At 40.0% G+C, this 15,727-nt stretch carries 9 protein-coding genes; all 9 read right to left on the bottom strand.

Annotated features, from left to right (window positions below):
• Window positions 1-30: 30 nt before the first annotated feature.
• Window positions 31-1,809: a DUF885 family protein gene (locus tag QF042_RS16730; RefSeq protein ID WP_307530421.1), complete on the bottom strand. Its 1,779-nt coding sequence runs from the start codon at window positions 1,807-1,809 to the stop codon at window positions 31-33.
• 88 nt (window positions 1,810-1,897) lie between these two features.
• Window positions 1,898-2,800: an AraC family transcriptional regulator gene (locus QF042_RS16735; RefSeq protein WP_307530423.1), complete on the bottom strand. Its 903-nt coding sequence runs from the start codon at window positions 2,798-2,800 to the stop codon at window positions 1,898-1,900.
• Between the two features lie 504 nt (window positions 2,801-3,304).
• Window positions 3,305-4,546 (bottom strand): FAD-binding oxidoreductase, encoded by a 1,242-nt coding sequence (locus tag QF042_RS16740; protein WP_307530425.1) that lies wholly within the window; start codon window positions 4,544-4,546, stop codon window positions 3,305-3,307.
• Between the two features lie 40 nt (window positions 4,547-4,586).
• Entirely contained in the window at window positions 4,587-5,588 is a 1,002-nt protein-coding gene (locus QF042_RS16745; protein ID WP_307530427.1) for a 4-hydroxyproline epimerase, read from the bottom strand.
• A complete protein-coding gene (locus QF042_RS16750) occupies window positions 5,581-7,167 on the bottom strand; it encodes an aldehyde dehydrogenase (NADP(+)) (protein ID WP_307530429.1) in 1,587 nt (528 codons plus the stop codon). Before QF042_RS16750 ends, QF042_RS16745 begins: the two co-directional genes overlap by 8 nt.
• 15 nt (window positions 7,168-7,182) lie before the next feature.
• A complete protein-coding gene (locus QF042_RS16755) occupies window positions 7,183-8,100 on the bottom strand; it encodes a dihydrodipicolinate synthase family protein (RefSeq protein ID WP_307530431.1) in 918 nt (305 codons plus the stop codon).
• 442 nt (window positions 8,101-8,542) lie between these two features.
• Complete coding sequence (locus QF042_RS16760) at window positions 8,543-10,219, bottom strand: M1 family metallopeptidase (RefSeq protein ID WP_307530433.1); 1,677 nt, start codon at window positions 10,217-10,219, stop codon at window positions 8,543-8,545.
• 437 nt (window positions 10,220-10,656) lie between these two features.
• Entirely contained in the window at window positions 10,657-12,063 is a 1,407-nt protein-coding gene (locus tag QF042_RS16765; protein ID WP_307530435.1) for an aminopeptidase P family protein, read from the bottom strand.
• A gap of 726 nt (window positions 12,064-12,789) precedes the next feature.
• Window positions 12,790-15,555 carry a DUF5695 domain-containing protein gene (locus QF042_RS16770; RefSeq protein WP_307530437.1) on the bottom strand — a complete coding sequence of 922 codons (2,766 nt, stop codon included), beginning with the start codon at window positions 15,553-15,555 and terminating at the stop codon, window positions 12,790-12,792.
• Window positions 15,556-15,727: the final 172 nt, after the last annotated feature.

The following is a 15,727-nucleotide window of genomic DNA, read 5'->3' on the forward strand; positions in this document are numbered from 1 at the left end:
TTGGTGGTTCAAAGGGTTTGGTGAGTTGATTTATTTAAGCTGATCGTAAAAATGCCAGGAGGTTGTAAAATCGCGTGTTAAGGACTGATTGGTTAAAGTAGCCCTGATCATCTCTACAGGAATTAAATTTTCTTTAATCACCGCATCGTGAAAAGCTTTATAGCTCATCTTACCACTATCAACCAATTCTTTTTTCAGGGCAAAAAGCTGGAGACCACCGGTAAGGTAAGCTACCTGGTACAAAGGGCTATAATCACCTTTGAAAGACCTGCGCACTTCGCCTTCTGCATTGGCGCGTTCGTGCCCTACCCGATCAACCAGAAAATCGACACATTGTTGAGGCGTCCATTTACCCAGATGAAAGTTTAGCGAAAAAAGAATCCTTGCGCAACGGTGCATGCGCCAGAAAAGCATTCCCATTTTTTCTTCAGGCGTTTTGGCGAAACCTTTATCGTACAGTAAAAGCTCCCAGTATAGCGGCCAGCCTTCTACGCTAAAGGGCGTTTTAAAAGGTTCGCGATAACTTTTATAACGGTTATTGATAAAATACTGGTAATGATGACCAGGTAAGAGTTCGTGCTGTACCGTTCCTCTTGAAAAATAAGGATTATTACCCCGCATACTCATTAACTTATCATCTTCCTCCATCGAATTTGTTGGATAAGAAATGCTGATTTCCCGTCCACCGGTAAAAAATGGATTTACCAGCTGTCGTTCAGCCGACATCATTACCATACCCCAGGTTTCTTCTGCCAATGCCGGAATATTGATTAGATCGTTGGCTTTTATAAAGCTTAAGGCATCATCCTGTAATTTTACAATCAGCTCTGGTTGTTTACCTAAGGGCACGTAGCTGTTCTTGATTTTTTCCTGCGCTTTTTTCCAGTCATTTCCGAAGCCCATTGCTGCTGACGCTTTCAAAAGCTCCTCATCGCAAAACTTAAATTCTTTTTCGGCAAGCTTAATCAGTTCTTCAGGTGTATATGGAATAAGCTCTGCATTTAATTGCCTGATCAGTTCTTCCCTTCCAATGGGGGTTCCCTTAATTTCTGGTTTATCTAATTTTGCAGCAGGAACAGCATCTCCGCTATCGTTAAAAAGTTTAGCGTAATTAGTTAAGGCAAGGTCTAATTTTTGGTATGGTTTAGGCGCCCACCAGGTAAAACCAGGTTCATAATCCATATAGAACTGGTAAAACCCCTTTAACCGGTGTTTTAAACTCAAGGTTATGGCAGCTGCCATTTTAAGCTGATCGGGTTTGAGTATTCCTTTCTTAAAATTTAGATTTAGGATATCAATCTGCTTCGCAATTTCGTCCATCTGGGCCGCCAATAAAGAGCCTTCTTTATAAGTACCTCTTCTTCTTAATTTTTCGAGGGCATAAATCGCATCGGCAAAGGTAAAATACTTCGACAGGGCATTATACTCTGTTTCCTCTTTACCTAAGAGCCAGACAGAAGATTCGATCTGTTTTTTAAGAAGAATATAATCTACTTTACCATAAACGCTGAATCCTTCAAATTTGGCCGACTTTAATTTGCTGAAGTAATCATTATTGATATCCTGCAGGCGTTTTCTTTGCTCCGGACTTTTAAAAGTAGTCATCGGAAAGGAATAAGTGCCCCCTGCGGAATAAGGATAGTAGAAATCGTTAATCGCATCAACATCCCTTTGGTAACCCACTATCAGCGTACCCATTTCGCTGGTTTGTTCATACAAACTTTCATTTGATGTTTGAGCGAATACTAAAGGGCCTGATAACAGGCTTACGATTAACAAAAGGGCAAAAAAGTTTAATTTGTTTTGCATTTGGCGTTGGTTAAAACAGGCAAATAGCATTTGCCTCCACTTGAAAAAATGGCTGGTTTTGTAAAAAATAAATAGAATCTTTTTTTGCTTAAGCGCCTATATAGCTCACCCTGCTTACATTATTATAGGTATCGATATATGCTCTTGGTGACTGACCAATAATACTTTTAAATACCCGGTTAAAATTGGTAATGCTATTGAAGCCAGCTTTATAGGCCACTCCTGAAATGCAATCGGCTTTTTCTCCTGAAATAAGGCTTTTGCAGGCATCGTTAATTCTCACCTCATTTAAAAAAGATACGAAAGTATGTCCGGTATGTTTCTTAAAATACCTGCAGAAGGCCTGAGGAGTCATAAACGCAGCATTGGCTACATCTTCTAATGAAATTTGATTATTGTAGTTTTCAGTGATGAAGTTAATGATCTTACTCAATCGCATACCTTCATTCTCGGTTACATTTGAAGAGTACATATCCGAACACAAGGATTCTACATTTTCGTTTAAATCCTGGAGGCTGTTAACCAATTTCAAAAAGTTAAACAACACATCAACTCCTGATGCCTGGTGAACATTAAACATTTTGGTTACCATATTTTTAGTAAAAGCAGCAGGGATTTTGAAACCATGTTTGTTTTTAGCTAAAAAACCACTTGCCATCTTCATTTCTGGAAGATTGAATAAAGCGGCTAAAATACCGTTAGGATTAAAGTAAATAGAGCATGCTTTGATCGTTTTATTGTTATCAGCAGAAAAATATTCGGGGTTGCTTTTAAAAAGATGTGGAAGTTTGGCTCCAATTACAAAAATATCGCCCGAGCGGAAGGCATGCATATCATTCCCCGCAATTAACGTCCCCTCTCCTTTTTCAATATAAGTAATCTGCCATTCATCATGTCGGTGCAGATACTGGTAAAAATATGGAAGTTCAATATGTTCCGATATCACACTCTTGTCATCAGGAACAAGCATGGTAAATGGTAATACTTTCATAATTTTTGGTTTAGTTGGTTGAGTTTGATTATGAATTGAATGTATAAATATTAACTCAAATAAACCAATAAAACTTAAATAAGGTTAAAATCCTGCTACAACTTGATAATATATGACGGATTTAATGATGAATTCTGCGGCTAATAAATTACTACAAATTTAGTTAACCAACTGTAAAGCAACATCTAAAACGATTAATTTGAACGAGTAAAGTCCGTTATTTTTGGATTAGCAGTCTATTCGGGCGTTTTTTGGGGAAATTCTGAAGAAACTGAGTTAAGTCAAGGAAGTCATACGCTACCTTTGAAAGACTCCAATAGAGTGGTCGTCATCTCGACTGTAGCGCAGCGAAATGGAGAGATCTTTGTACCAGTTTATTGAAATCAAATTTAAAAGATCTCTCCACTACGGTCGAGATGACGGTATCTCCCAACATATCATACCAACCTCTTTTTTCTAAACCTGACATCTGGGAATGATGAAACGCATAATATGGTTAGTATATTATCGAACTACTGCGAATGGCTCCATTTTCAGGTCGGTAGCCATGCCTGAAGCAATCTGGCTAACCAACAAACCCGTTGCCGGGCCTAAACTTAAACCCATCATACCGTGGCCCGTAGCGATAATTAGATTTTCTCTTTTTTCGCTTCTGCCAATATAAGGCAAACCATCAGGTGATGATGGACGGAAACCATACCAGATATCTTTTTCTGAAGGAAGTGCAGGTTTTAAATCTGGAAAATAAGCTGGAACCGATTCTACAATACCTTTAACCCTTTGCATATTAATGCGGGTATTAATCTTATCTAACTCCATTGTGCCACCATATCTAATCTGTCCGTTCATTGGTGTTATGGCCACTCTGGCTTCGCAGAGCAATGCCGGAATAGTTAAACGCTGCTGAGGTTCCGGTTCCATAAAAGAATAACCTTTACCTGGCATTATAGAGATTTTAACGTCGGCCATTTTAGCCACAGCAGGCGACCACGAACCCGTTGCCAAAACGTACTGATCGGCTTCCCAGGCGGTATTACCTGTAAAAACCTTCATAATGCGATTGCCAACCGTTTCAATTTTATCAACTTCTTGATTACGTTCTATCTTAACACCATTGTTTAATAAATATTGAAGCAAAGCATTCATCAACTTTGTTGGATAAAGATGTGCATCGCAACGATAATGTACCGCTCCTAAAACATCTAACTTTAAATCCGGCTGTAACGCGCGACATTCGTCAGCAGTTAGTACAGCCATATCTAAGCCTAACTCAATTGCTCTTGCAGCTAAATGTGCTTCTTCTTCCCCTGCTTTTTCCGTTTTATAGAACGCCAGAATACCATTATTGGTTAATTCAAATTCGAAATCAGGCTCTTTTGCCAGGCCTTCATATAGTTTTTTGCTCAGTAACGATAAATCGCGTAATGGCGCTGCCGATTGATTTACGTGTTTTGCCGTAGCATGTTTCATAAATTTCAAACCCCAATTAATGAGGTTTCCATTTAATGATGGGCGAACATAAAAAGGGCTTTTGCTATCAAACATCCAGCGGATACCTTGTTTTATCATACCTGGTGCAGCCAGGGGTACAAAATGGCTTGGTACAATCATCCCGGCATTACCAAATGAGCAGTTGTCGGTAATATCTCCTTTATCCAAAACTGTTACTTCAAAGCCCTTTTTCTGCAGATAATATGCTGAAGTTAAACCTACTATTCCACCACCTATAATTAATACTTTCGACATATTTTAATTTATACTGCTGATATTCTTTTTAAAAAACTCCCTAAATCACCTGAAATCCATGTGCATACGGATCGTCTTCGGCATCTATTTTAATGGTATTGTAGCCATAAATTTTTGCCCAACCTTCTACACTTGGTATAATGGCTTTAATTCCGTCCAGGTCTACAACTTCTTCCACCCTTCCGATAAACTTGCTGCCAATAAAACTTTCGTGGATAAAGTCTTCTCCCTGTTTTAGTTTTCCTTTAGCAAACCACTGTGCCAAACGGGCTGAGGTACCCGTTCCACATGGCGACCGATCGATGGCTTTATCACCATAAAAAACTGCATTTCTGGCGGTTGATGTAGGGTCGATTGTTTTTCCGGTCCACAATACGTGGCTACAGCCATTTATCGTCGGATCTAAGGGATGCACAAAAGTATATTGCTCGTTAATGCGTTTTCTAATGGTCTGGCTCCAGGTAATCAGTTGCGAAGCTGTATAGTTTTCCAGTCCCGGGAAATTTTCCTGTGGGTCTACAATGGCATAAAAGTTACCGCCATAGGCTACATCAAAAGTAAGCGTACCTAAATCCGGGCATTCTACCGCTAAATTTTCGGCAGCCAGATAAGAAGCTACGTTTCTAAGTTTAACCGATTTAACCTTTTTACCTTCCTGTTTGTATTCAATCAAGACCAATCCGGCCGGAGCCTCCATTCTGATCACCCCTGGTATTTTAGGCTGAATCAATCCTTCCTCTATAGCGATGGTAATGGTACCGATAGTACCATGGCCGCACATTGGCAGGCAGCCACTGGTTTCGATAAAAAGTACCGCTATATCATTGGCGGGATCGTGAGGTGGATAAAGAATACTGCCCGACATCATATCATGGCCACGAGGTTCGAACATTAAACCTGTTCTGATCCAATCGAATTCTTTCAAAAAATGCTGACGCTTTTCGCTCATATTTGAGCCAATAAGCTGAGGGCCGCCACCGGCAACTAACCTAACCGGATTTCCGCAAGTATGTGCATCTACACAAAAAAAGGTTTTACTCATGAGATTTCGTTAATATCTGGTTAACCATTCTGAAAATCCCTAAAGGATTTCCATCTTTCAATTCATCTGGCAATAATTCCTGCTCCCAATCCTGGTAAGCCAATGGCCTTGCAAAACGATTGATCGCTGTAGAACCAACTGAAGTAAAACGGCTATCGTTAGTAGCAGGAAATGGTCCACCATGCTGCATGGCTGCACAAACTTCTACACCTGTAGGCACACCATTTAAAATAATTCTTCCGGTTTTATCAGTCAATTTACCTATCAAAGCCTGGTAATGCTGAAGTTCCTGTTTATCGGCCATTAAGGTTACCGTAAGTTGTCCTTCCAATACATCAATGGCTTTTTCTAGTTCAGTAATATCCTGTGCAACAACCAACAGTGAATACGGACCGAAAATTTCTTCACGGAGTTTTGGATTTTTGATAAAATCGGCAGCACTTACCTGAGCGATTTTTGCCTCTGATTGATTTTGAAGCTCACTATTCTTTACGGTTGAAACCGATAAAAGTGCAACGCCACCTTCATTTACGACCTCTGCAGAAAGTTTACCATAATTATTGGCAATGCCTTCGGTAAGCATAGTTGCTGATGGAATAGTTGAAATGGCCTCTTTTAAAACGGCTTTAAAATTTTCGAGTGCCGGCGATTGAACCGCTAGCAATAAACCCGGATTGGTACAAAACTGACCAGCGCCCAAAGTAATGGATGCAGCATATTTTTTAGCCAGTCCTTCTGCCTGGTTTTCGATCACCTTGGGAAGAAAGATTACTGGATTAATGCTTCCCATTTCGGCAAAAACCGGAATAGGCTGTTCGCGCTGTTGCGCAAGATTAATCAAAGCCATTCCGCCTTTAAACGAACCTGTAAAAGTTACCGCTTTAGTTAATGGATGCTGAACCAAGCCAGCACCAATGGTATAACCATCATCATACAACAAAGAGAAAACACCTTTAGGCATTCCCGTTTTTTCGGCAGCTTTAATGATGGCACCACCCACCAGCGCACTGGTTCCGTAATGTGCAGGGTGTGCTTTAACAACCACCGGGCAGCCAGAAGCTAGTGCTGATGCCGTATCGCCACCTGCAACTGAAAAAGCAAGCGGAAAATTACTCGCACCAAAAACCACTACTGGTCCGATTGGGATCAGCATTCGTCTGATATCAGGTCGTGGCAAAGGCTGTCTTTCAGGCAGTGCAGTATCAATAATGGCATCAACCCAGGAGCCTTCGGCAACCAGATTGGCAAATAACCTTAACTGACCTGTTGTTCTGCCCAGTTCGCCCTGTAAACGACCCAAAGGCAAACCGCTTTCTGCTGAAGCCCTGTTTACCAGCTCCTCGCCAAGATTGGCAATTTCATCGGCAATGGCATTTAAAAATGCGGCTTTAAGATCTTTGTTTAGGTTTCTATAGCTTTGGAAAGCCAATGTTGCCGACGTTAAGGCATCATTAACAAGACTTTCGCTTGCTTTAAAAAATTCGCCATCAAGCGTTAATCCCGTTGCGGGATTAACAGCTTTAAGGCTTCTTTCATTAACTTCTATATAAGTACCGGCTACAATATTTTTCCCGTTCATATTTGGTTTTTAAAACTATTTACCCCAGCTACCTGCTGGTAATTCTGGACGAACAGCTAATGCATCGTTAATAATTTTCAATACTTTTTCTCTTTCTGCGCCACTTATTGGTAAACGCGGTGCGCGAACGGCTTCGGTTCCTAATCCGGTTGCTACCTCAGCCAGTTTAATGTACTGTACCAATTTGGCATGAATATCCAACTCTAGTACAGGTAAAAACCAACGGTAAATAGTTAGCGCCTCAGCAATGCGGTTTTCTTTAATCAACCTGAAAATGGCAACTGTTTCTCTCGGGAAAGCATCAACCAAACCTGCAACCCATCCATGTGCACCCATCACAATACTTTCCATCGCTAATGGATCTACACCAGTAAAGATTTTGAAACGATCGCCAAAACGGTTAATCAATCGGGTGATGTTTGATACATCTCTGGTTGATTCTTTAATCGCCTGAATATTATCATATTTAGTCAAAACCTCAAACATATCTAGCGTTACTTCGATTTTATAATCAACAGGATTGTTATAAATCATAATCGGCAGGCTTGTGCTTTCAGCAATAGCACCAAAAAAGGCCAAAGTTTCGTCTGGAGCAGCATTATAGCGCATTGGCGGCAACAACATTAAACCTTGTGCGCCAAGCGATTCGGCTTTTTGAGCTACTTCGATTGCTTTTTTTGTAGTTGACTCTGCAATGTTCAATAAAACCGGTACGCGGCCATTTACCACGGTTAAGGTATGCGATAACAGACCGAACTTTTCTTCATCGGTTAGTACACTGGCCTCGCCAAGCGATCCACCTAAAATAATCCCTTCAGCACCTGCTTCTAATTGCGCTTCGATATTTAAATCGAAAGCCGGAAAATCTAACTCATCGTTTGCTGTAAATTTTGTCGTTACAGCAGGGAAAACCCCGGTCCATTTGATACTCATTGTAATGTTATGTTTTAATAATTAAGGTTCAAAAAATTAATCTGGGCTTTTAATCCAAACTGGTATAATTGGTAATCATTTATTAAATTATCGACGATCAATTCATTTAAACGATATTCAAAGTTAGGTGATTGCCAGGCAGTAATATTGTTGGATTTTAACCGATATTGGTCATAAATACGCCATTTGAATCAGACAGAATTGATTAGGAAAAGCTGAGGCTCTTGTAGGAGAAATGAGATAACAAAAAAAGACGTTGTATCATAAATATAGATTTGTCATCCTGAGCCTGTCGAAGGACCCGTTTAAATAACTCTTTAAGGTGTTTCGACAGGCTCAACATGACAGCATCTGAGGTGAAATCGCCATTACGATACACCCTCTTTAAATAAAAATCAGCCGGATGGATAACATCCTCCTGACCTGTCTATTTCACCAGGAATTACTTTGTGTTTTTCACCTCTAGGTAGTACATAAATTCGATACCCGGTTTTGTAAAAAGCGCATCCTGCCCTTTGGCCAATGCAACCTGCTGCCAGTTTTGCGATGGAATAATTTTAAGCGTTTTAATCCCCTCTTTTTTCAGGCTTAAAGGCAGATTGAAACCTTTAACACAATTGTTATAACGGTAAAAAGCTTTACCATCTTTGAGGTAATATTCGAATGCAGGAACTTGCACGGTACGCAGGTACTGATCAAAAACCTTTGAAAAGTTGTAACCTGCTTTTTTAGAAATATAATTTTCAATCTGAGCGGTGTTTACCGTTTGATGGTAAAAGGTTTGGTTGAGTCCACGCAATATCGATCTGAAAAGTTCGTCGTTATTTAAACTGTGCCTGATGGCGTGCAGCATATTCCCTCCTTTTGGATACATATCGCCACTTCCCTGTGCATTTACACCATAAGGGGGAATAATAGGGCTATCATTTCGGATGCCTTTTCTAATTCCAAAGTTGTATTCATTCCCGGCTTTATTGCCAAAAATGTAATCTACAAAAAGTGTTTCGCTATAGTTGGTAAATCCTTCATGCACCCACATATCGGCCAAATCGTTGGTGGTAATGTTATTGCCGAACCATTCGTGCCCGCTTTCGTGAATAATGATAAAATCCCATTTCAAGCCCCAGCCATCGCCCGACATATCTCTGCCTCTATAGCCAAACTTATAACCATTGCCATATGACACAGCCGATTGATGTTCCATTCCGGTGTGCGAAGCATCGATCAGCTGGTAACCATCTTCGTAAAAAGGATATGGACCAAACCAATGCTCCATACTTTTCATCATTTTATGCACCTGATCGGGCATGTAGGTCTTCGCCTTTGGATAATTGTAATCGAGCACCCAATAATTCACATCTAACGCCCCTTTTTCGCCCGCATATTTCTCTTTAAAATTAACGTACTTGCCAATGTAAGGGATGATGCAATAATTACTGATCGGATTTTTAACATTGTACTGATAGGTTGTGGTGCCATCGTGGTTATCTTTCTTGAACACCAAACGTCCATTCCCTACCGCTACCAATGAATCAGGAACGGTCATCGTTAAAGATGCACCCAAATTAGGTTCATCGCTTTGATGATCTTTATTCGGATACCATACGGAAGCACCTAAGCCCTGACAGGCCACCGTCATCCACGGACGCGAAAGTGAATCGGTGGTGAAGATAAAACCGCCATCCCAAGGTGCTCTTTTGGCCTGATGTACCTTTCCATGGTAAAAAATATGGACATTATTCAGGGCCGATAATTTTTGCGCCGGAACATGCACATACCAAACACTACCAACATGTTCGAATTTTACTTTTGAACTTCCGTTGTATAGCACACTATCAATAATTAATGGCTCCTGCAAATCGATCTGCATACGGGTACTGCCATTATTATGCTGCACCACTTTGTATACGATTTTATTCGAGCCTGTTATACTTTTATCATTATAATCGGGTTTAACAGAAAGTTCGTAACGCTGTACATCCCACCAGTTACGTTCGGCATTTAGGCTTCCCCTTAAGGTATCGGCCAAAGTGTAAACCTTTTTGGGGTTTTGCGCAAAAAGTATTGTACTGAACAATACTAAAATCATTGTTAAGGATAAAGGTGTTAATTTTCTCATCTTTTGCTGGTTATCATATCCAATAGCGTATTATTAATTTGAAAAGCAATTGCAGCTTTTCATCGGTTAGGGCAGTCCTGCTATCCCTCCTGCTCCGATGTAAAATCGGGAGCATCCGTTCTATCAGGTTTATTTAACCTTGGTTCCTGCTCATTACCGGTTTCAGTTTCAACGCTTCTGCCCCAGTTTTCTAGCCCTGACAGAAGCGGGCATCCCGATTTTTCATCGGGATAAAGCGGATGGCAGGAGTTCACTTTAAAAAAATCGAAAAACCCTGCGCTCCAAAACGAAAATATCAGTTGTTTAAAGGTCTATGTTATTTTTTCACCTTTCCTTTATAAAAGATGCTGAAACAAGTTCAGCATGACGATCGAGTTAGGAAAAAGAGGTTAAAAAATGATCACAATGTGTAAATGTTAATTGAACTAAGGTTATTACTAATAAGCCCCACTTCTAATCGATTCAATTTCTTCGGTACTTAAAGCCAAATGTTTTCCCAACATCCGGCTTCCATTTTCGGTAACCAGGAAATCATCTTCTACCCTGATGCCGCTAAAGTTTCTGAACTGCTCCAATTTATCGTAATTAATAAATTCGGCAAACTGGTTGGTGGCTTTCCAACGGTCTATCAGTTCAGGAATAATATAAACACCTGGCTCTACCGTTAATACATATCCTGCTTCGAGCGCTTTGCCTAACCTTAACGATTTTAACCCGAACTGGGTGGTGTTTTTAGTCAGTTCATCGGTATAACCTACATATTGCTCACCTAAATCTTCCATATCGTGTACATCCAAGCCCATCATATGGCCTGTTCCACATTGAAAGAACATGGCATGCGCACCGGCCTGCACCGCATCGTCTATATTACCTTTCATCAGGCCAATATCTTTTAAACCCTGTGCCAGCATTTTACACGAAGCCAAATGCACATCTAAATACCTTACACCCGGTGCCAACATATTTTTGCCATGGGTATAAGCATTCAGTACAATATCATACACATCTTTTTGCTCTGCACTAAATTTTTTACCTACCGGAAAAGTACGCGTAAGGTCGCCTGCATAACCTAAGGCAGTTTCTACCCCAGAGTCGTTTAGCACCAGTTGACCTTCCTGTAACTGATTACCGTGATAATGGTTGTGCAAAATTTCGCCGCGAACCGTCAAAATAACCGGGTAAGCCAGGTTACCGCCCGAAGCCAATGCAGCGCCTTGAATTTTTGCGGCAAGTTCGCGTTCGTACATGCCGGGTTTTGCCTGCTGCATCACCATTAAATGAATATCGGCCGATATTGCTGCTGCACGGTCCAACTCTTCAATTTCTTCAACTGATTTGACCGACCGTTGCGCCACTACCGCTTTAATAAAACTAAGTGATGCTTTTTCTTTAAGCTGATTAACAGGCAAATTAAGCCAGCTGGCCAATTTAATTTTATTCTCTGAGCGGTAAGGAGGTAAGAAATGAACGCTGCGTTTTTGCTCTTGATATTGCTTAAGATAGGTATCGAGCTGAGCTAAAAGCAGAACTTCGGTCAAGCCAGCATCCAAACTTTTTTCTTCCAATGTTTTCTGTCTGCCCATCCACACGATATCATCAATTCCCATTTCATCACCGAAAAGAATTACCTGATCTTCATCAAGGTCGATAATAGCACCCAATGATGGTTCACTGATCCCAAAATAATATAAAAAGGTACTATCCTGCCTAAAATGGTAGGTATTGTCTTTATAATTCATCGGACTCTCTTCGTTACTCAAAAAGAGTAATACTCCCGAATTTATCTTTGATTTTAATGCCGCTCTTCGTTGGAGGTAAACTTTCTTTTCAAACATATTTTTCATGTGTTAAGCAAATATCCAAAAAGCCATATTCATTACATTAGAATTAAAATGAATGGATAAAATATGGTTCATATCTGCAAATAATAAGCTATGGTTATGGCACAAAAATCACAATAAATTTCAGGTTAGCGAAAAATAAGGGTAAAATCTAAACATTGTAATGGTGATTAAAAAAGTTTATAGATAGCATTAACAATTTTTAGCCACGGAAACACGGAAGACAGGGAACATTTGTGGAGTTTCTTTGTCATTCTGAGCGCAGCGAAGAATCTTTAAAACAAATCACCAACTTTAGCCACAGCCGCAGAAAGACAATTTCCCAAATTCCGTGTTAATCTATGCTTTCGTGGCAAAATCAAATTCCAAGGTTGATGGCGATAAAATCCTTTCTCACCGCATCTTCGCTAAGAACGAGGATGATCCAACAATTTAAATAGACTATATTACTATTTAATTTCATATTATACTAAAATACAAAATTTTAAACTGCTTAATATAAAGTAATTATCTAGCTATAAATAAAACAAAGTCAATGGTTTTCGATCTATAAAACACTCCCATTAACTTCAATATTTAACTTTAATAATTTAGAATACAATCAATATAAATATCTTATATCAATTTACAATATTTATAAGACATACATCTAATTGATTATCAAAACTATTAACAATAAAAAGCCTCGTAAAATTTATTTCACGAGGCTTAGACAGGAATGAATTGATATTATTTTTGAAGTATAATTTCAGTTATATGTTCTTTTGCAAGTGGAAACTGATATGCTCCCCTCTCCTTCTTATTAGTACCTTTTACCGAATAAATACCCACACCATTAACTTTTGCAGTCTGAGTCAATCTTACCACAGCATTGGGTGTATAATCACTTGCTTTGTTCAATTTTAAATGGATTTCGCCATTTGAAACGTTGTAATCAACTTCATCAATCGTGCCGGCATCAAGGGTAATCCAAAGCCCTGCAGATGCAACGTAAACCGACGATTTAGCTGCCGTTGTTAATTTAACACTGATGGTATTGCCTGTTTTATTCAAATTACCACCGAAAGCTAACCAACCAAATTCGGGATGCTGTAATATATAGGATGAAGTGTTAACCGCGTAGCCAAAAAAACCAGATCCGTAATCGCCGGTAATGCCATCATTTTTTAAGGTTGATGGGTAAGCATGGAATGCTGCCGGTGCAAAACCCTCCTGGGTAATATTGGAGATCGATCCCAGCAACCCACCATATCCTGCACGCAAAAGATAAAAATCATCCGGATGTTTACGATAATCCATTAATACCGGAATCGCATTAAGTGCTGAACCGTAATGATGGATCATCCGCTCAATACGCGAAAGCTTACCTCCATAAAGAAAATCCCAATATCGGCGGGCGTTGCCATTATAGGCCCAATGCGGCACCACGGGCATGTAAGCTAATATGGCATCAAGCGTTACATTTGCTTTATCCTGGTAGCCAAAATAGCTCGACCATACATAAACTTCTTCTTGACCTGTAGAGTCCCAAGGCATTTCACTACCAAAGGGATATTGTAAAGTACTCCAGTGATTGGCGCGCTTTTTCATTTCATTTTCTAACCTGGTTGCTTCTTCTGTTAATCCTTCATTTTTAAGGTCGGTTAAGATGAGATAAAAGACTGTACCTTCCATTTGGCCAAACTGCGCGTAATAAGGGGCAATATTAACCATAGTCATACCTGTTTCAGCAGCATCAATAAGATGTTGCTTCCAGCTCTGCTGCTCCACAAGGCCGCTATAGTTACGCGCCAATCGGTACATTACCCAATGCGCCGCCGCAACATGCGGATAATTATAAGACCGGCCAAGGTTATCAGCTTCTTGTTTTGGCCATGCAGACCATGTTTTAAAATTGATATTTGCGGCATAGGTATCTTTAGGAAGCGAATCTGGTGCATAGTAGAACAGGCTCTTTTTTACACCATATTTCTGGGTACCGCTTTTAAGCTGTATTCCTCCAAACATTACACTATCTACAAATTGTTTCAGTTTATCAACTTCTTCTTTTTTGGGTTGTACCAATTGCTTCATTATTGCACCAAGCCACGATCCGGCCCCGCCTTCGTCGCTTAAACCAGCAATCCAAGCCCGATTGTCTTGTGTTACCTGTTGCTGTTTTTCATTATCATAAGTAATCACAGAAGGACTTCTTTTAAAGACAGGATCGGCCTGGTTAAACCATTGTCTGGTTGTTAAAAAATTTCCATAACTAGCGATCACATTACTTTCGGCTTCAATTACCTTGTAATTTATCGTTTGCTCCAAACCATCCTCATAGGTAATAGACAATCTTGCTCTGCCCCAGGTATTTCCCTTTACAGTATAACTTTTCCAACCATTTTTGGTCGAGCCTAATGCGATTACTTTTAGGGCATTTTCGGGTTGAACCTGAATGGTTTTAATCTTTTTAGGATAGTTAATAAATAATTTCCCTTCTACATCTTTCGGCAGTACATAACCTGGAATTGAGATCGCTACGGGCCTTTTATTTTCAATCAGCTTGTTTTCGATATCTTTCGCTGCTCCTGAGAGGATAAACTGAAGGGCATAACTCCGGCTTTCGCCTGGCTTTAAAAAAGTTGAAGTTGGTGTATTCCATTGCTCGGCATTTTTCCATTCATTTTCGGCATAGGCTTTACTGTACACCATCCATTCGTAAAAGCCTTCAAAGGCAATACCTCTTGGTGTCCGGTCATCATTAAGCGGGTTGTAAGCCTCAAATGGTGTATGCCCCAATGGCGTAACAAGCAAAGAAGGTGCATGACCACTTAACCGGGTAACCTGCAAGTAACCTGCATCTTTTCCGATGTAGGGATCGTAAAAAACATTTTTAGCATGGGTTTGCTCTAATGTTCGGCCTTCTAAAATATTATCGAAAATCATCGGGATACCCAGCGCACCAATTTCTACGTTTTTATTCGTCTTATTTTTCAGTTCAAAGCGCAATACCAGCTTTCCGTTCAACATCTCCCAAATCCGTTTAACCTGCAAAGGGATATCAGCCGGAAGTGTTGAAGCAAGATCAGCAGCGGCAAGCACATTTTTACCCATGGGAATATTCTTCACAGGGCTTCTTTTTGCGGCTGTGCTATAGCTTTTCCAGGCCTCCTCGCCAGTATAACGTAATTTTAAATTGATATCGCCCAAATGGTACAAGCCATCTGAACTGCGCACTTTTAAACTATCACTGGGTACAAAATCGAAATCTTTAACCATTTTAGGCTGTAGACCTGCCACTGTTTGTGACGACTTAACGAGCTTTAGATTAAATGCCCCGGCGTTATAGGTCGAAAAACCATTTTCCAAACCCAAAGTGGATGGCTTTTTACCTAAAGCAATCCAAGGCGATTGGGCCAGAACTACCTCAATATTTAGAAAAGATAAAATGCAGCAAAATATTGCTTTAAAAGTTATTATGGATAAAATTCTCTTCTTTTTTAGTTTGATAATCATGATAACAAAGGAAATTTAGGGATGTGGTTAAATCAAAAATAAAATTTAAAAGATAAAGCAAGCAGTGAACTTAAAAATAGCGCAAAATCGGTAAAGAATTGGTGTATTTACGGGGAGTTTGGCTGTGAGGTATGACGATCAGTTTGTAATTACGCAAAGCGCGCAGATTTAA

The organism is Pedobacter sp. W3I1, from assembly GCF_030816015.1.
Lineage (GTDB): Bacteria > Bacteroidota > Bacteroidia > Sphingobacteriales > Sphingobacteriaceae > Pedobacter.

Coding starts and splice junctions, on each gene's coding strand:
- QF042_RS16730 (WP_307530421.1), bottom strand. CDS start 1,809: ATGCAAAACAAATTAAACTTTTTTGCCCTTTTGTTAATCGTAAGCCTG.
- QF042_RS16735 (WP_307530423.1), bottom strand. CDS start 2,800: ATGAAAGTATTACCATTTACCATGCTTGTTCCTGATGACAAGAGTGTG.
- QF042_RS16740 (WP_307530425.1), bottom strand. CDS start 4,546: ATGTCGAAAGTATTAATTATAGGTGGTGGAATAGTAGGTTTAACTTCA.
- QF042_RS16745 (WP_307530427.1), bottom strand. CDS start 5,588: ATGAGTAAAACCTTTTTTTGTGTAGATGCACATACTTGCGGAAATCCG.
- QF042_RS16750 (WP_307530429.1), bottom strand. CDS start 7,167: ATGAACGGGAAAAATATTGTAGCCGGTACTTATATAGAAGTTAATGAA.
- QF042_RS16755 (WP_307530431.1), bottom strand. CDS start 8,100: ATGAGTATCAAATGGACCGGGGTTTTCCCTGCTGTAACGACAAAATTT.
- QF042_RS16760 (WP_307530433.1), bottom strand. CDS start 10,219: ATGAGAAAATTAACACCTTTATCCTTAACAATGATTTTAGTATTGTTC.
- QF042_RS16765 (WP_307530435.1), bottom strand. CDS start 12,063: ATGAAAAATATGTTTGAAAAGAAAGTTTACCTCCAACGAAGAGCGGCA.
- QF042_RS16770 (WP_307530437.1), bottom strand. CDS start 15,555: ATGATTATCAAACTAAAAAAGAAGAGAATTTTATCCATAATAACTTTT.